At 73.8% G+C, this 17,819-nt stretch carries 12 protein-coding genes; 8 read left to right on the forward strand and 4 right to left on the reverse strand.

Features of this window, described 5'->3' with window-relative positions; genetic code table 11:
- Nucleotides 1-75 precede the first annotated feature (75 nt).
- The gene (locus BLU95_RS04280) at nucleotides 76-1,731 is read right to left on the reverse strand and encodes a phospholipase D-like domain-containing protein (protein ID WP_231978277.1); all 1,656 of its coding nucleotides are present in this window, start codon (nucleotides 1,729-1,731) and stop codon (nucleotides 76-78) included.
- A 383-nt stretch (nucleotides 1,732-2,114) separates the two neighbouring features.
- On the opposite strand from BLU95_RS04280, the gene fabV reads away from it, so the two are divergent.
- Nucleotides 2,115-3,329 (forward strand): enoyl-[acyl-carrier-protein] reductase FabV, encoded by a 1,215-nt coding sequence (fabV, locus tag BLU95_RS04285; RefSeq protein ID WP_093858767.1) that lies wholly within the window; start codon nucleotides 2,115-2,117, stop codon nucleotides 3,327-3,329.
- On the opposite strand, the gene BLU95_RS04290 is transcribed toward fabV, so the two are convergent.
- Nucleotides 3,278-4,381, reverse strand: a complete 1,104-nt coding sequence (locus BLU95_RS04290) for an AraC-like ligand-binding domain-containing protein (RefSeq protein ID WP_093858768.1) — start codon at nucleotides 4,379-4,381, stop codon at nucleotides 3,278-3,280. The genes fabV and BLU95_RS04290 overlap by 52 nt on opposite strands.
- 236 nt (nucleotides 4,382-4,617) lie before the next feature.
- Complete coding sequence (htpG, locus tag BLU95_RS04295; RefSeq protein WP_093858769.1) at nucleotides 4,618-6,585, reverse strand: molecular chaperone HtpG; 1,968 nt, start codon at nucleotides 6,583-6,585, stop codon at nucleotides 4,618-4,620.
- A gap of 214 nt (nucleotides 6,586-6,799) precedes the next feature.
- Between htpG and BLU95_RS04300 the strand changes: the two genes are divergently transcribed.
- The 6 genes from BLU95_RS04300 to BLU95_RS04325 all read left to right on the forward strand — a co-directional run bounded on the left by BLU95_RS04300 (nucleotide 6,800) and on the right by BLU95_RS04325 (nucleotide 15,857).
- Nucleotides 6,800-7,651 carry a DMT family protein gene (locus tag BLU95_RS04300; protein ID WP_093858770.1) on the forward strand — a complete coding sequence of 284 codons (852 nt, stop codon included), beginning with the start codon at nucleotides 6,800-6,802 and terminating at the stop codon, nucleotides 7,649-7,651.
- 164 nt (nucleotides 7,652-7,815) lie between these two features.
- Nucleotides 7,816-9,138 (forward strand): hypothetical protein, encoded by a 1,323-nt coding sequence (locus BLU95_RS04305; protein ID WP_159424767.1) that lies wholly within the window; start codon nucleotides 7,816-7,818, stop codon nucleotides 9,136-9,138.
- 288 nt (nucleotides 9,139-9,426) lie between these two features.
- Nucleotides 9,427-10,725: a hypothetical protein gene (locus tag BLU95_RS04310; RefSeq protein WP_093858772.1), complete on the forward strand. Its 1,299-nt coding sequence runs from the start codon at nucleotides 9,427-9,429 to the stop codon at nucleotides 10,723-10,725.
- A 330-nt stretch (nucleotides 10,726-11,055) separates the two neighbouring features.
- Complete coding sequence (locus tag BLU95_RS04315) at nucleotides 11,056-12,363, forward strand: hypothetical protein (protein WP_093858773.1); 1,308 nt, start codon at nucleotides 11,056-11,058, stop codon at nucleotides 12,361-12,363.
- Between the two features lie 177 nt (nucleotides 12,364-12,540).
- Nucleotides 12,541-13,740 carry a C40 family peptidase gene (locus BLU95_RS04320; protein ID WP_093858774.1) on the forward strand — a complete coding sequence of 400 codons (1,200 nt, stop codon included), beginning with the start codon at nucleotides 12,541-12,543 and terminating at the stop codon, nucleotides 13,738-13,740.
- Between the two features lie 251 nt (nucleotides 13,741-13,991).
- Nucleotides 13,992-15,857, forward strand: a complete 1,866-nt coding sequence (locus BLU95_RS04325) for an IPT/TIG domain-containing protein (RefSeq protein WP_093858775.1) — start codon at nucleotides 13,992-13,994, stop codon at nucleotides 15,855-15,857.
- Nucleotides 15,858-16,033: 176 nt separating this feature from the next.
- Here BLU95_RS04325 and BLU95_RS04330 read toward each other — a convergent pair whose 3' ends face one another.
- Nucleotides 16,034-17,086, reverse strand: coding sequence for an alpha/beta fold hydrolase (locus BLU95_RS04330; protein ID WP_093858776.1), 1,053 nt, complete (start codon nucleotides 17,084-17,086; stop codon nucleotides 16,034-16,036).
- A 111-nt stretch (nucleotides 17,087-17,197) separates the two neighbouring features.
- Between BLU95_RS04330 and BLU95_RS04335 the strand changes: the two genes are divergently transcribed.
- Nucleotides 17,198-17,797, forward strand: coding sequence for a TetR/AcrR family transcriptional regulator (locus BLU95_RS04335; protein ID WP_093858777.1), 600 nt, complete (start codon nucleotides 17,198-17,200; stop codon nucleotides 17,795-17,797).
- The last annotated feature ends 22 nt before the right edge of the window (nucleotides 17,798-17,819 follow it).

Consider the following 17,819-nt stretch of genomic DNA (forward strand, 5'->3'; position numbering starts at 1 on the left):
CCCGGCGGTCGTCCCGGCGGACGGTCCGCCCCGGCCGGGCCGGACGGGGCCGGGCCGGCCGGGGCGGGGGCGGCGTCAGGCGCGGCAGGTCCCGGTGGCCCAGTCGACGGTGGCCGCGGCCTGCGAGTACTTCCACTCCGGCGCCAGAAGCTCGCGGTCGAGCTGGGCGGCGGCGTTGCCGTCCTCGACGATGTAGCCGAAGTCCTGCAGCCAGGCCGGGTAGAGGTTCTTCGACCCGATGTAGAAGGCCGAGCCGTCCACCGCGACCAGCTTGTGGTGCAGCGCGTACGGGTGGCCGTCGGCCCAGGTGGCGGTGGGCGCGGCGCGGAAGGTGGCGAGCTGCAGGTTGCCGCACAGCGCGGCGGCGGCCTTCCCCTTGTCGCCGGTGAGCGCGGTCAGCCGGGCCTTGAGCAGGTCGCTGATCTCGGCGAGGGACTTGATCTGCGAGTAGCCGCCGCTGCCGACCGCACCCCGGTTGGCCGGGTCGCTGACCACGATCCGCACCTTGACCCCGTCGGCGAGCTTGGCCGCGAGGGTGTCGTAGAGGCGGGCGTCGTAGCGGGCCAGCGGCGGGCAGGTGGCGTTGAGGTCCTGCTGGGAGATCTCGATGTGCTCGCGCGCGCTGCCCACGAGGGCGCGCAGGGCGTTCTCCTCGGGGTTGACCGTCTCGTAGTCGCGGTCGGCGTTGGTGTTGTCGTGCAGGGTGAGCACGCCGCACCTGGCGTCCGCCGCGCCCGCCACGGGCCCGGGCCGGTACGCGGACCGGGCGTCGACGTCCTTGATGCCGACGCCGAGGCCGCCGACGGCGATCACCGGGACGCCACCGGTGGCGGCGGCCGGCGGGTTGAGCTCGCGCTCGACCGACGGGCGGCACGCGCCGCCGTCCGAGGAGGCGAACCACGCGTTGTCGAACACACCGGTGCGCCCGCAGGTCCACTCCCAGAGGGTGTCCAGGTAGCGGCCGGCGGAGGTCGCGGCCGGGCCGTTCAGCGCGAGGTCGACGTCCGACACGGGGTGGGCGGTGTCGAGGTAGTCGTTCTTCCAGCCGTTGATGCCGCCGGAGATGACGGTGCGTCCGTCGACCACCAGGATCTTGGAGTGGTTCCAGGAGAAGGCGGTGCGCGAGGCGGTCATCGAGGCGATGTTGAGGCTGACCGAGGAGGCGGCCGGGCCCAGCTTGGCGACCAGTTCGTCCCGGTAGCGGGAGGGCAGCACATTGGCGTGGTAGACCGGCGCGGCGCCGACCAGGATCCGTACGACGGGACGGTTCCCGGCCGCGACGGCGGCCTTCAGACCGGCCACGATCGCGTCCTCGAAGCCGCCCTCGGGGAACGGCGCGAGGGTGGAGATGTCGACCGTGCGGGTCGCGGCGGCGATGTCGGCGGTCGTCCTCGCGAGCAGGGCGCGGGTGCCGGGCCGGTCGGCGCAGGCGGGGTCGCCCCAGCAGCCGGGCGTCTGGAGCAGCCAGTCGGCCGGGTCGGCGGCGTTCCCGGCGCCGGGCAGGCTGTTGCCCTCGGTGCGCTGCCACACGGTGCCCTCGAGTCCGGGGGACACCTCCCGCAGGACGCGTTCGACGGCGTCGAGGTGGGTGGCACCGCCCGGGGCCGCCGGTGCTCCGGAGGCCGCGTGGGCGGGCGCGGTGGGGACGACGGCGAGCAGGGTGGTGGCCGCGGCGGCGGCGAGGGCGGTGCGCAGCGCGCGACCGGGGCGGCGGGAGCCGGGTCGGGACACGTGATGTTCCTTCAGAGCATGGCGGGCGGTTCGTGGTTCACCCGTCGGACGCTGCAAGATTACCCAGAAGTAACTTCCGGTCCAATTTGCACATGACAATGAGCCAGCGGCCGGAATCCCACCCGCCGTTCGGCCCCCGCCACCCGACCCCCGCCGTCCGTCGGGGACATCACCGCACGTCAGACCGCCGTCGGTGGCCTGCGGCGGCCGACCGCCGCAGCCGGCCCGTGGTGCAAGCTCTCCAAGATCCGCTCATGATCGTTGTCCCCGGACACCTCCCGCTTCCCTGTCCCCGCCACCGCAGACTGGCAGGACACCGGCGGCCCCGCCGGACGTCGCACCTCGTTCCCGGCCCACCCCGGCCGCCCCCAGGACGGACCACCATGACCCCGCGTGTTCTCACTCCCCGCAACCGGGGCTTCCTCTTCCTCGACGCCCACCCGGCGGGCTGCCGGCAGCTGGTGACCGACATGTGGGAAACCTGCCCCGCGCCGGACCGGCTGCCCGACGGTGACGGACCGGTCGCCCTGGTCATCGGTTCCTCGGCCGGCTACGGCCTCGCCGCCACCGTCGCCGGGCTCAAGCGGGCCGGTGTCCGCGGGATCGCGGTCTCCTTCGAGAAGGCCCCGACCGAGCGGCGCACCGCCACGGCGGGCTGGTACCGCACCGCCGCCACCGCCGAGCTCGCCCGCGCGGCCGGCCGGGACCTGGTGTTCCTGAACGGCGACGCCTTCTCCGACCCGGTGAAGGACCAGGTCGCCGATCTCCTCCAGGAGCGATTCGGCGGCCGGCTGGACCACCTGGTGTACTCCGTCGCGGCGCCCCGCCGCACCGACCCCGACACGGGGACGACCTACGCCTCCGTGCTCAGGCCGATCGGCGCGGCGAGCCGCACCAGCACCCTGGTCTTCGACGACGAGGGCGCCGCGGAGGTCCGCGAGGTCGAGACCGCGCCGGCCGGGGGCGACGACGTCGAGCAGACCGTGGCCGTCATGGGCGGCGCGGACTGGGAGCGCTGGATCGACCACCTGGCCGGCCGGGGCCTGCTCGCCGAGGGCTTCAGCACCGCCGCACTGTCGTACATCGGCTCGCCACTGACGTCCGCGATCTACCGTCGGGGCACCATCGGCGCGGCCAAGATGCACCTGGAGGCCACCGCCCGGACCCTGGACGAGCGGCTCGGCGCCGCGGTCGGCGGCCGCGCCGTGACCTCCGTCAACGGCGCCGCCGTCACCCAGTCCTCCACCGCCGTCCCCGGCATCGCCCTCTACACCGGTCTGCTGCGCGGCGTCCTCGGCGAGCGCATGGTCCCGCCGGTCCACCAGCTCGCCGCCCTGTGGGACGGGCTCACCGGCGCCGCCCCGCTCGCCCTCGACCCGGAGGGCCGGGTCCGCCTGGACGGCTGGGAACTCGCCGACGCCGTCCAGGCGGCCGTGGCCGAACGCTGGCGGGCCGCCAGCACGGACACCGTCGCCGGGCTCGCCGACCTGGACTGGTTCCGCGCCGAGGTCCAGCACCTCTACGGGTTCGCCGTGCCGGGCGTCGACTACGCCGCTCCGGTCGCCACCGACGTCCCCTGGCCCGTTCCCACCGCCTGACCGTCCGCACCGGCCGGGCGGTCGGCCCCCGCCCCGGGCCTGTCGTCCGCACCGGCCGGGCGGTCGGCCCCCGCCCCCGCCCCGACGTCCGCCACGGCCACGGCCCGGTGTTCGCGCGGGGTGATGCCGTACCGCTCGCGGAAGGCGCGGCTGAAGGCCGTGTGGCTGGAGAAGCCCCAGCGGGCGGCGACCGCCCGCACCGACCGCTCGCCGAGGTCGCGGCGGGCGAGGTCGGCGTGGGACCGCTCCAGCCGACGGCGGCGCACGGTGGCCGAGACGCTCTCGGGCCGGTCCTCGAACAACGCGTAGAGGGCACGCAGGGACAAGTGGTGACGCTCGGCTATCAGCCGGGGTGTGAGGTCAGGATCACCGAGGTTGTGCTCGATGAAGGCGAGGACGCGTTCCAGGGTCAGCCTGGCGCGGGCGTCGGCCGGCACCTCGTCCAGGACTCCCAGCTGGTGGGCCAGACAGGCACCGACCAGATCGACCAGCACCGGTCCGAGACCGGCCAGCTCGTCCTCGGCGCAGTACGGCGCCTGCTCGGCCAGGGTGTTCAGGAAGCCGGAAAGGATCGCCCCGCTGCCCCGCCGGGCGGGGATGCGCCGGGCGAGCAGCCGGTCCACCCGGTCGGGGCGCAGCGGCACCGCGGACCGGGGGACCTGGAGCACCAGGGCCCGGACCGGTCCGTCGGCCCGCACGCACTCGGTCACCATCGGCCGTGAGGTGTCCGCCAGCACCATGTCCCCGGCGATCGGCTCCTCCCGGCCCAGGTGGGAGAGCCGGAAGCAGCCGCGCGACACCAGGGTCAGCTGGTAGTCCTCGGGATCGCCCTGCCGGACGTGTGCCGCCGAGCGCCGCGCCACGATCGGCGAGTAGGCGAACGACGCCATCCGGACCGGCCCCAGCTCCACGCCCGCGATGTCGGCGTGGAAGTCGCCGACGTGGTCCGAGCTGACGGACAACGGCATCACCTCGGTGGCGACGGCCTCCCGGAACCACTCGAACCGGTCCGCCGCCGGTACGACGGCCGCCGACACGCTGGACCACCCCATGAGACCCCCCACCGCTGCGCCGTGTCGGGTCGCCGATCGCCCGGCCCCCCGACCTCGGACGACGACCTCCGTCGCCGTCCACCCATGATCCACCACGGCCCGCCGCCGCGCGGGCGGGAGGTCACGGGAGGTCACGGACGGCGACGGCGACGGCGACGGCGACGGCGGCCGGCCGCGGGAGCCGGGAGGCCGGGTGCGGGCCGCCGCCGGGGGGCGGCGGACCGCACCCGGGTGCCCTACAGACCCCGCGTCAGGTGGGTGGTGAGCAGCCGGGTGAAGCGGGCCGGGTCGGGCAGGTCACCGCCCTCGGCGAGCAGCGCGCCGCCGTACACCAGCTCGGCGATCTCGGTCAGCGCCGGGTTCGCCGGGTCCGCCGCGTGCGAGGTGCGCAGGGCGGTGATCAGCGGGTGGCCGGGGTTGAGCTCCAGGGTGCGCCGGACCGGGGGCATCTCCTGCCCGGTCGCCCGGAACATCTTCTCCAGGGTCGGGGAGATGTCGTCGGCGTCACCGACGATGCAGGCCGCCGAGGTGGTCAGCCGCGAGGACAGCCGGACCTGCTTCACCTGCTCGGACAGCGCCGAGGTCAGCCAGGGCAGCAGCTCGGCGAAGTCCTGCTCGCGCCGCGTCCGCTCGGCCTCGGCCTCCTGGTCCGCGCCGGCCGCGTCGTCCAGGTCGACCTGGCCCTTGGCGATGGACTGGAAGCGGTGGCCGTCGAAGGCGGGGATCCGGTCGGCCCAGATCTCGTCGATCGGGTCGCTGAGGACGAGCACCTCGTAACCCTTGGCGGTGAACGCCTCCATGTGCGGGGAGTTCTCCACCGCGGTCCGGGTCTCGCCGGTCAGGTAGTAGATCGCCTCCTGCCCCTCCTTCATCCGCTCCACGTAGGCACGCAGGGTGGTGGGCCGCTCGGCGTCGTGGGTGGAGGGGAGCGACAGCAGCTCCAGCAGGGCCTGGGAGTTGTCGGGGTCCTCGACCAGCCCCTCCTTCAGCGCCCGGCCGAACTGGTCCCAGAGCTTGGCGTAGCGCTCGGCGTCGTTCGCCTGCACGGTCTTGAGCGCGCCGAGGACCTTCTTGACCAGCCGCCGACGCACGGCCTGGATCTGGCGGTCGTGCTGAAGGATCTCCCGCGAGATGTTCAGCGACAGGTCGTGGGCGTCCACCACTCCCTTGACGAAGCGCAGGTAGTTCGGCATCAGCGCTTCGCAGTCGTCCATGATGAACACCCGCTTGACGTACAGCTGCACGCCGCGCTTGGTCTCGCGCGAGAACAGGTCGAACGGTGCCTGCGCGGGGACGAAGAGCAGCGCCTCGTACTCGAAGGTGCCCTCGGCGCGCATGTGGATGGTCTCGGCGGGGGCGAGCCAGTCGTGGCTGATCTGCTGGTAGAACTCGGTGTACTCGGCCTCGGTGACCTCGCTGCGGGGCCGGGCCCAGAGCGCCTTCATCGAGTTGAGGGTCTCGACGACGGGCTCCGCGGCGGCGTCCCCGCCGGTCCCGCCCTCCTCGGCGTCCTCCGCGGCCTGGCCGGCCTGGGCGGCCGCGGTGCCCTCGGCGGCCATCCGGATCGGCCAGCGGATGAAGTCCGAGTACTGCTTGACGATCTGGCGGATCTTCCACCCGGCCAGGTAGTCGGCCAGACCGTCCTCGCCGTCCACCGGCTTGAGGTGCAGCGTGACCGAGGTCCCCACCGGCAGGCCGTCGACGGCCTGGAGCTCGTAGGTGCCCTCGCCGTCGGACTCCCACTGGGTACCGGCGTCGGTACCGGCCCGCCGGGTGCGCAGGGTGACCTTGTCGGCCACCATGAACGCCGAGTAGAAGCCGACGCCGAACTGTCCGATCAGGCTCTGCGCGGCGGCGGCGTCCTGGGACTCCTTGATCTTCTCCAGCAGGCCGGCGGTGCCGGACTTGGCGATGGTGCCGATCAGGTCGACCAGGTCGTCCCGGCTCATACCGATGCCGTTGTCACGGACGGTCAGCGTGCGGGCCTCGCGGTCGACCTCCAGCGCGACGTGCAGGTCCGAGGTGTCGGCCCCGACGGTGGAGCCGGCCAGCGACTCCAGTCGCAGCTTGTCCAACGCGTCGGAGGCGTTGGAGATCAGCTCCCGCAGGAAGATGTCCTTGTTCGAGTAGATCGAGTGGATCACCAGCCGGAGCAACTGCCTGGTCTCGGCCTGGAATTCCAGCGTCTCGACACTACTGGCCACTCTGGGGCCCCTTTCAGCACGACAGCATGACGGTCTTGAGGGTATTGACGGTACTGACGTCGCCCACGTCGCCCCGTCGACGACGGTGGCGACGGTGACGACGGACCGACACCGTGCGGCTCCGCACGGAGACGTACCGGCCACCGGAATCGTAGGCCCTCCGCCCGGCGCGCCGGAGCGGAGCAGGGGCGGCGGCGGACCGTACCGTCGGCGCATGTCCTTCGGCCTGCTCGCGGCCCTGGCCGCCGCCCTGCTCACCGGCTCCGCCACCGTGCTCCAGGCGGTCGGGGCCCGCCGTGCCTCGGCCGGGCTGCCGCCCGGCGGGGCGGCGGCGCTCGCCGGGGCGTTCCGGCAGTGGCCGTTCCTGGTGGGCGTCGGGATGGACATGCTCGGCTTCGGCGCCGAACTCCTCGCCCTGGAGCGGCTCCCGCTGTACGAGGTCGAGGCGGTGCTGGCCTCCGCCCTCGCCGTGACCGCCGTCGGCGCCGCCCGGGTGCTGCACGTGCGGCTGCGGCGCAGCGAGTGGGCCGGGGTGGCGGCGGTCTGCGCGGGGCTGTGCGTGCTCGCCGTGAGCGCCGGGCGGGACGGGCCCGGCCACGGCGGCACGGGGCTGCGGCTCGGTGCGCTGCTCGTCTCGCTGCTGCTGATCGGTGCGGGTTGGGCCGTGGTCCGCTTCACCGACCACCGCCGGGCGCCGCTGCTGGGTCTGGTGGCGGGTCTCCAGTTCGGCGTGGTCGGCGTCGCCGTCCGGGTCCTGCCCGACCCCCGGCTGCCGGACCTGCTCACCGAACCCTCCGCCTACGCGGTCGCCCTGGCCGGGCTCGGCGGTTTCGCCGCCCTCACCTCGGCCATGCAGACCGGGTCGGTCACGGCCGCGACCGCCGCCATGGTCCTCGGCGAGACCCTGGGGCCGGCGGTCGTCGGTGTCCTCCTCCTCGGTGACCACACCCGCCACGACCTCACCCCGCTCGCCGTGCTGGGCTTCGCCGCCGCTGTCCTCGGCGCCCTCACCCTGGCCCGCTTCGGCGACGCCGAACAGCCCGCCACCGCCGGCCCGGCGGGCTGACGACGGGCGGGCCGTCCGGTGTCGCCGCGCCCTGCCGGCCCGCTCGGCCCGCCGTCGAAAAGATTCCCGGGACTCGGTCGCAACCTGCGCGGGACCCGCCCGTCCTTAGGAGTACAGGCCACCGGAACGGCCTGCGGCACACCACCCTCCTGGGGAGAACAACCATGCGAGCCCGCTCCGCCATGACCACCGCCGCACTCACGGCGCTGGTCCTGACCCTGCCCGTCACCACTGCCTCGGCCGCCCCGGCCCCGGCCCCGGCCCCGGCCCCCGGAGCGACACCCGGCACCGCGTCCACCGGCACCGGTGGGGCCACCGCCCCGGCCGGCTTCGTGTCGCTCGGCATCCGGCGGCTGCTCGACACCCGCAGCTACCGGGAGAACCCGGCCGGGGCGGCGCGCAAGCTCCAGCCCGGGGAGAACTTCGCCGTCCCGCTCTCCGCCTGGAAGTCCCACCCCCCGCGCGAGATCCCGACCGTCCCGGCGGACGCCACCGCCGTGGTGGTCAACGTGACGGCCACCAACCCCACCGAGGACGGCTACCTCACCGTCCGCCGGAACGTCGACCGGCCGGGTGCACCGGCCACCTCCACGCTGAACTTCAAGGCCGGCGAGACCGTCTCCAACACGGTCACCGTCGCGGTCGACCCGCGCGGGGCGGGCACCAGCCCGCAGATCAGCGTCTACAACAACGCGGGCACCACCGACGTCGTGGTCGACGTCCTCGGCTACTACGCGCCGAGCACGTCGACCCGGACGGCCGACCGGTACGACACCGTCCGGCCGGTCCGGATCACCGACACCCGGACCGAGGGGGGACGGCTCCGCTGGGGCAGCGTCGTGACCGCGGGCGTCGCCCGGGACTCCCTCGGCACCTACGAGGCCACGTCGGTGCTCCTGAACGTCACAGCCGTCGACCCGTCGACCGAGGGCTTCCTGGTCGCCTACCCCTCCGGCAGCGACCTGCCGATCGAGGGCTCCCACCTGAACTACGGGCCCGGCCGGACCGTCGCCAACCAGGTCGTGGTCCCGGTCGGCCCGGACGGGAACATCAACCTCTTCAACACCGGCTCCACCGACCTCGTCATCGACGTCATCGGCTACTACGGCCCCTGGGCGCACGACCTCTACAGCGCGGTGACCGAGCAGACCCGGCTGCTGGACACCCGCTACGACGGCGGCCAGCCCGCCTTCAGCACCCGCCGGCTGCCGGTGACGGGTACCGCCGGGGTCCCGGAGAACGCCACCTCCGTGACGATGAACATGACCGTCACCGAGCCACAGGCCGACGGGCACCTGGAGGTCTACCCGGCCGACCAGGGCGGCCGGCCCGGCACGTCGAACCTCAACTTCAACGCCGGCCGGACGGTGGCCAACGGCGTCACCACCGACCAGGGCGGCGTCCAGCACGCCGTGGACGTCTACCACCACTCCGCCGGCCCGAGCCAGCTGATCGCCGACCTGACGGGCTACTTCGTCGAGGGCTGACGGGTACTCGGCGCCGCCCTTCCCGCCTGGCACGGGGAGGGCGGCGGCGCTGCGGACAGGACCACCGGCCGCTCTTCTCCGACAGGTCGTCATAATTCGGACAGCAAAAGCGCATCCGCGCCCGCGAAGGGGATATTCCCACCCGGTTTGCCGGGTTTGCGGAGCCCCGGATCCGCGGCCGAAAATTCCCCGGAATTCCTCGCAACCGATGCGCCGGACCGGCCGTCCATAGGAATGCAGGCCAGGGGGATGGCCTGCAACACACCAATCCTTGGGGGGAATTCACTCATGCGCGCCCGTTCCGCCGTGGCCGTCGCCGCACTCGCGGCCCTGGTCCTCACCCTGCCCGTCACCACCGCCTCGGCCGCACCGGCCACCCCCGGTGGCCCGCCCGTCGGCCCCGGCCGGGCCACCGCCCCGGCCGCCTTCGTACCGCTCGGCATCACCCGGGCGCTCGACACCCGCAGCTACCAGGAGACCCCGGCCGCGCAGGCCCGGAAGCTGCAGCCCGGGGAGAGCTTCGACGTCCCGCTCTCCAACTGGAAGAACCACACCCCGCGCGAGATTCCGGTCGTCCCGGCGGACGCCACCGCCGTGGTGGTCAACGTGACCGCCACCAACCCCACCGCGGACGGCTACCTCACCGTCCGCCGCGACGGCAACATGCCGGGGGCGCCGGCCACGTCCACGCTCAACTTCGAGGCCGGCGAGACCGTCTCCAACACGGTCACCGTCGCGGTCGACCCGCGCGGGGCGGGCACCAGCCCGCAGATCAACGTCTACAACAACGCGGGCACCACCGACGTCGTGGTCGACATCCTCGGCTACTACATACCCAGCACCCCGCAGCTGCCGGGCCAGAAGTACGCACCGATCCGCCCGACCCGCCTCACCGACACCAGGGTCGAGGGCGGGCGCCTGGACCGGGGCGGCGTGGTGAGCGCCGTCGTCGCCCGGCGGGACCTCGGCACCACCGACGCCAGGGCGGTGGTCCTGAACGTCACCGCCGTCGACCCGTCGACGGAGGGCTACGTCGTCGCCCACCAGGCCAGCAGCCCGCTGCCCTTCGAAGGCTCCCACGTGAACTACGGACCGGGGCGGACCGTCGCCAACCAGGTGGTGGTCCCGGTCGGCCCGGACGGAACGATCGAGTTCTTCAGCACCGGCTCCACCGACCTCGTGGTCGACATCGTCGGTGCCTACGGCCCCTCGGGCACCAACCTCTACAGCGCGATGACCGAGCAGAGCCGCCTGGTGGACACCCGCTACGGCTCCGGCGAGCTCGCCTTCAGCACCCGGCGGCTCCCGGTGGCCGGGATCTCGGGAGTCCCGGCCGACGCCACCGCCGTCACCCTGAACATGACGGTCACCGAGCCGCAGGCCGACGGACACCTCGAGGTCTTCGAGTCCGACGACCTGTTCCAGCGGCCCGGGACGTCGAACCTCAACTTCGACGCCGGCCGGACGGTGGCCAACGGCGTCACCACCGGTCTCCGTGGCGACCCCGGCTCGGTGGACATCTACCACCACGCCGCCGGCCGGAGCCAGTTGATCGCCGACCTGACCGGCTACTTCGTCCAGGGCTGACCCGGCATCCCGTTGCCCTCCCCGCACGGCGGCGCGGGGAGGGCAACGGGACGCCCGCTCCCCCGGCCGCCGCCCCGCCCCGCCGCTCCCCGCCGCCCCGCCCCGCTGCTCCCCGGCGACGCCCGACGGATCGCCGCCGATCGCGCCGCGGGGGGGCCGAAAAAGTCCTTGCCGCAAGAAACACACCCACCTTACGGTCGTTCGGCGCACCCTGGATCGCCGTCGAACTTTCCCGAAGTCATTCGTCGTCGGAACGACGGCTCAGTCGTCCGCAGATACGCAGGCTGTCGGAAACAGCCCGCGCACACCGCTCCCTGGGGGAATCCACTCATGCGTACCCGTTCCGCCATGGCCGTCGCCGCGCTCACGGCCCTGGTCCTCACCCTGCCCGTCACCACCGCCTCGGCCGCCCCGGCCCCGGCACCCGGCACCGCGCCGGCCGCGGTGTCCGCGGGCACCGACGGGGCCACCGCCCCGGCCGCCTTCGTGCCGCTCCGCATCACCCGGGTGCTCGACACCCGCAACAACCAGAACTGGACGCGGACCTGGCACCCGCTGGCCGCCGGCGAGAACTTCCACGTTCCCATCGTGAGCTGGAGGAACCACGCCCCGCAGTACTACGCCGCCGTCCCCGCGGACGCCACCGCCGTGGTGGTCAACGTGACCGCCACCAACACCACCGCGGACGGCTACCTCACCGTCCGCCGCGACGCCGGCCTGCCGGGTGTTCCCGCCACGTCGACGCTGAACTTCAAGGCCGGCGAGACGGTCTCCAACACGGTCACCGTCGCGCTCGCCCCGAACGGGCGGTACGACACCCCGGAGATCAGCGTCTACAACAACGCGGGCACCACCGACGTCGTGGCCGACGTCCTCGGCTACTACGTGCCCAGCACCCCGGAGCGGCCGGCCCAGAAGTACGACCCGGTCCGCCCGACCAGGCTCGCCGACACCCGGGTCGAGGGCGGGCGGCTCGGCTGGGGAAGCATCGTCACCGCCGACGTCGCCCGGGAGGAGCTCGGCACGGCCGGCGCCAAGGCCGTGGTCCTGAACGTCACCGCCGTCGACCCGTCGAAGGAGGGCTTCGTCGTCGCGTACGCCTCCGGCGAGACCCTGCCGAACCAGGGCTCCAACGTCAGCTACGGACCGGGCCGGACCGTCGCCAACCAGGTCGTGGTCCCGGTCGGCGCGGACGGGAAGGTCAAGCTCTTCAACACCGGCTCCACCGACCTCGTGGTCGACCTCGTCGGCTTCTACGGCCCGTCCGGCCACAACCTCTACAGCGCGGTGACCGACCAGACCCGGCTGCTCGACACCCGTCCCGGATACGGCGCCTGGGCCTTCAGCACGCTGGAGTTCCCGGTCGCCGGGGTCGCCGGGGTCCCGGCCGACGCCACCGCCGCCACCCTGAACGTGACCGTCACCGAACCTCGGGCCGACGGACACCTGGAGGTCTTCGCCGCCGACGGGGCCGGCCGCCCCGGGACGTCGAACCTCAACTTCGCGGCCGGCCAGACGGTGGCCAACGGCGTCACCGCCCAGTTGGGCGGTGCCCCGGGCTCCGTGGACATCTACCACCACTCCGACGGATTCACCCACGTGATCGCCGACCTGACCGGCTACTTCGTCGCCGGCTGAGCCTTCCCCGGCCCCTCCCGCCCCTCCCAGCCCCTCCCCGCACCGCTGCGGGGAGGGGCTCCGGCACGCCCTCGACCTGCCCTTTCGGGCCGCGCCGGGCCCCGGGCTGAACCCGCGAAGATCCCCGGAACGTTTCTTCAGTGTCCGTTCAGCCCGCCCGAAGGAGCACCCTCCGCCATGGGAAAGCGTCGAAAGCCCAGCCCGCCGAGCCGGGCCCGCCTCGCGGTCCTCACCACGGCCGTGGTCGGCGGGACGGTGCTCGCCTCCGGCGCGGCCCGTGCCGAGCCCGCTCCCACCCTCGCCTCCGTCAAGGAGCAGGTGGACCGGCTCAACGAGGAGGCCGAGCAGGCGATCGAGCGCTACAACGGCTTCCAGGAGAAGCAGCAGAAGCTCCAGGGCGAGGCCAACCGGATCCAGGAGAAGCTCGCCCGCGGCCAGGACGCGATGAACGAACTGCGCACCCAGCTCGGTGTGGTGGGCGCCGAGCAGTACCGCACCAACGGCATCGACCCGGGCATCCAGCTGATGCTCGACTCCGACCCGGCCGGCTACCTGGGACGCGCCTCGGTGCAGGGCCAGGTCGCCGACTCCTGGACGAACCTGCTCAGGCGGGCCCAGGACGAACAGCGCAAGCTCGACCAGGAGCGCGCCGAGGCCGCCGCCACCCTCGCCGACCTCGACGCCGTCGGTGCCTCGCTCAACGCCCAGAAGACCCAGATCCAGAGCAAGCTCGCCCAGTCCGAGGCGCTGCTCAACAGGCTCAGTGCCGAGGACCGCGCCAGGATCAACGCCCAGGAAGCGGCCGACAGGGCCAGGGCCGCCGCCCAGCAGGCCGCTGCCGCCGAGCGCGCCAAGGCCGCCGAGAAGGAGGCCGCCGACAGGGCCAAGGCCGCCGCGAAGGAGGCTTCGGGCAAGGGCGCCACCGCCGCCCCGCAGACACCGGCCCCGAACACCCCGGCACCGGCCCCGCAGACCCCCGCCGCGAACACCCCGGCACCGGCCGCGAACACCCCGGCCCCGCCGGCCGCCGGCGGGCGCGCCGCCGCCATCGTGCAGTTCGCCTACGCCCAGCTCGGCAAGCCCTACGGCTGGAGCAAGACCGGTCCCAGCAGCTTCGACTGCTCCGGCCTCACCGGCGCCGCCTACCGCGCGGCCGACGTCAGCCTTCCCCGCACCTCCCAGGAGCAGTGGAAGGTCGGCGCCCGGATCGCCCGGGGCGACCTCCAGCCCGGCGACCTGGTCTTCTTCTACAACGACCTGCACCACGTGGGCGTCTACATCGGCGACGGCAAGATGATCCACGCCCCCCGGACCGGCAAGAACATCGAGGTCCTCCCGATCGGCGTCATGCCCTACATGGGCGCCGTCCGGCCGTAGGGCGTGCTGTCGGACCCACGGACCCACGCCCGAGCGCAGCGCCGGGGGCGCCCCCGTGCAGCAGATCCCGTACAGCACCGGCGATCACACACAGCACCGGCGATCCCGAACGATCGCATTCCACCGACGAACGGGCAGAACCGTCCACCATCTCTCATCCGACAAAAGGTCAGGAATTCTGCGGATAACGTGATGAGTCTGTGCCCGGTCGCGCGGCCGGGCTGCTCGCATCCCGCGGAGAGGTGGAGCACATGGCACTGGTCCCCGACAGCAGGACGGGTCGGCCGCGACGACGGCGAAGACTGCGGCGAGCTACGGCGGCGGCCGTCGCCACCGCGATGCTCGGCACGCTCGGCGCCGTCCTCCCGGCCGTGACGGCGCACGCGGAATCCGCCGTCCGGCCCGTCTACATCGCCAACCTGCGCGGCAACTCCGTCACCGCCTACGACCCGGCGAGCGGCACGGTCATCACCACCGTCCCGGTCGGCAGCTTCCCCGAGGGCGTGACGGTCTCCCCCGACGGCACGCAGGCGTACGTCGCCAACAACGGCTCGGACTCCGTCTCGGTCATCGACACCGCCACCAACACCGTCTCCGGCACCATCGCGGTCGGCCGGCTCCCCGGACCGGTGAGCTTCGCCCCGGACGGCGCGCACGCCTACGTCGGCCGGTTCCTCAGCCCCGGCATCGGCGGCGTGGACGTGATCGACACCGCCACCCGGACCGTCACCGCCACCGTGCAGGTGGGCAACCAGCCCTTCGCGATCGGCCTCACCCCGGACGGCCGGCGCGCCTACGTCGCCAACTTCGTCGGCAGCTCGGTGTCGGTGATCGACACCGCCACCAACACCGTCACCGCGACCGTCGCCAGGCCCGATGCCAGGACCCCGAGCGGGCTGGCGGTCGCCCCCGACGGGGCGCACGTCTACGTCTCCAACTTCAACAGCAACAACCTCTCCGTGATCGACACCGCCACCGACACCATCAGCGCGGTCGTCCCGGTCGGCGGCGGCCCGGCGGGCGTCACCGTCTCGCCGGACGGACACCTCGCGTACATCGCCAACGAGAACGCCAACACGGTGTCGGTCCTGGACACCGCGAGCGTCACCGTCGTCGCCACCGTGCCGGTCGGTTCGATCCCGACCGCCGTGCTGGCCGACCCGGACGGCGGCGCCGTGTACGTCACCAACGGCGGCGGCAACACCCTCTCGGTGATCGACACCGCCACCAACACCGTGACCGCGACCGTCCCCGTCGGGAACACCCCGTTCGCGCTGGCGACGGCCCCGGCCGCACCGGCCGTCACCGCCCTCGCCCCCGACCACGGACCGAGCGCGGGCGGCACCACCGTCACCATCACCGGGTCCCACCTGGCCGGCACCCGGGCCGTCGACTTCGGCGGCACCCCGGCGACCGGCGTCACGGTGGTCAACAGCACGACCGTCACCGCCACCGTCCCGCCGCACCCGGCCGGCGCCGTGGACGTGACGCTCACCGCCTCCGGCCGCACCGTCCCCGCCGGGCGGTACACCTACCAGGACCCGGCGCCCACCGTCACCGGCATCGCACCCGCCCAGGGCCCGGCCGCCGGCGGTACCGCCGTCGTCATCACCGGCACCCACCTGACCGGCGCCACCGCCGTCGCGTTCGGCGCCACCGCCGCCACGTCGTTCTCCGTCGAGAGCGACACCCGGATCACCGCGACCGCCCCCGCCGCGAGCGCCGCCGGACCCGTCGACGTCACCGTCACCACCCCGGCCGGCACCAGCACCGCCACCGCCTCCGACCGCTACACCTACACCCGGGACACCACCCGGCTCACGGCGGCGCCGCTGCTGCTCTCCATCGCCCCCGGCCAGTTGAGCGTCAACCTCAACCTGTCGGCCACCCTCACCGACACCGTCACGGGCCTCCCGGTGGCCGGCGCCACGATCACCTTCACCGTCGGCTCCACCACCGTCTGCACCGCCGTCACCGGTGCCAACGGCACCGCCGCCTGCAGCGGCCCCTGCCCGGTCCTCACCGTCCTGCTCAACCTGGGCTACACCGCCGCCTACGCCGGCGGCCCGGCCCTCCAGCCCGCCACCGCGAGCGCCGGGCTGATCCGGATCGGCTGACCGGGGCGCGCCGACCCCGGTCGGACGGACCGGCCAACGAGCACAGGAGGCCGCCACGGTGCCGTGGCGGCCTCCGCAGGTCGCCGCGCCCTGCGCGCAACCGCTCCCGGGAGCACCGGCCCGGCGGCGAGCCGGCGGCACGCAGGCGCGAGCAGGCGGCGAGCAGGCGGCGCGCGTCAGCGGGACAGCGCGTCCGCCAGCCAGGGGGTGATCACGGCCATCGCCTCGCCGAAGCGCGAGATGGCGCAGTGGCCGGTGTCCGGGATCAGCACGACCCCGGTGTCCCGGCGCCCCTCGAACACCAGGGTGTCCTCGACCGGCACATGGACGTCCTCGGCACCGTTGACCACCAGCATCGGCCCGTTGGTGTCCCGGTCCAGCAGTGCGCGCAGGTCGAAGGCGGCGAAGGCCGCCTCCCGCTCGGCCGTGCCCGGCAGCGCGTCGAAGCCCAGGGCGTTGCCGACGATGCCGTCCATGCCGAAGGCGAAGCCTCGCCCGGGGGCGAAGGACCGCTCGACCGGGCCGCCGAGCACCACGGCGGCGTCGACGGCGCCGGTCAGTCCCGTCCGGGCGGAGTAGTGACCGCCCATCGAGATGCCGAAGTGGCCCACCCTGCCGTTGCCGATCGTGCGGGCGAGGGCGACCAGCCCGGCGATCACCTCGGCCCCGCCGTCCGGGGTCATCGGCAGGTGGGCGGTCTCCCCGGTGCCGGGGAGGTCGAACAGCAGCAGCCGGGCGGGCAGGGTGAGCGCGAGCCCCTCCCACATGCCGTGCAGGTCGGTCTTCCAGGAGTCCACGCCGCCGCTGGCCAGGACCACCGGCGCGTCGGCGGGCAGTCCGGGGGCCGCCATCAGGTGGACCGGCAGACGGGCCTCACCGCCGAGGTACGGGACGTCGACCGTGCGGCGTTCGAACTCCACCGGGAAGTCCGGGGCGGCGAGGACGTACTGCTCGACCTGGCGCGCGAGCGCGGTGCGCTTCGGACCGTCGGCCAGGGCGGGGAACTTGGCCCAGCCGTAGGCCTGCGCGGCCAGGCGGTGGCGGCCCGCCGCGGCGTGGCGGGCGGCGAGGGCGGACCATTCGTACACCCAGCCGCCCGGCCGGTCCGGCCACATCTCGGTGACGGCGGCGCGGACCGCGTCCACCTCCACGGCGGGCAGACCGAGGGTCATCTGGGGGTGGCGCTCGACGAACAGGTCCTGCGGGTCCACGGGCCAGGTGAAGGACATGGTTCCTCCCATTGCGCTTAAAGCCGGAACGCTTGCGTTAACGACTATGCGCCTGGACAGCACCTAACGCAAGTGGTCTTGCGTTAGGGTGGTGACCGAGGTGATCGACACATGACCGAGGAAGACGCGGACCCGATCCGCCGCCGCCCGGGCGGCCGCGCCGCGCGGGTCCGGCAGGCCGTTCTGGCCGCCGCCCTGGAGGTACTGGCCGAAGAGGGTGTCGCCCGGTTCGGCATCGCGGCGGTGGCGGCCCGAGCCGGCGTCAACGAGACCACGGTGTACCGGCGTTGGGGCACCCGGGAGAAGCTGGTGCTGGACGCCGTGCTGGCCGGGAGCAGCGAGGGCATCCCCGTCCCCGACACCGGTGACGTGCGCACGGACCTGGCCGCTTTCGCCCGCGCACTGGCCGGCTACCTCGCCACCCCGGCGGGCCGCGCGGTCGCCCGGGCGGCCGCGCTGAGCTCCGACGACCCCGGCCTCGCCGAAACCTGGGAGAGCTTCTGGCAGTCCCGCCTGGAACTGGCGGGCGCGATCGTCGACCGGGCCGTCGCACGCGGCGAACTCCCCACCGGCACCGACACCGGCCTCGCCCTCGAACTGCTCTGCTCCCCCCTCCAGACCCGCGCCCTGCTCGGCCACCGCCCGATCGAGCCGGACCTGCCGGAACGCCTCGCGGACACCGTCCTGGACGGCCTGCGGGGGCGGGCCTGAGAGCCGGGGTCCGGGCGGGCGC

The organism is Streptomyces sp. TLI_053 (assembly GCF_900105395.1).
Classification (GTDB): domain Bacteria; phylum Actinomycetota; class Actinomycetes; order Streptomycetales; family Streptomycetaceae; genus Kitasatospora.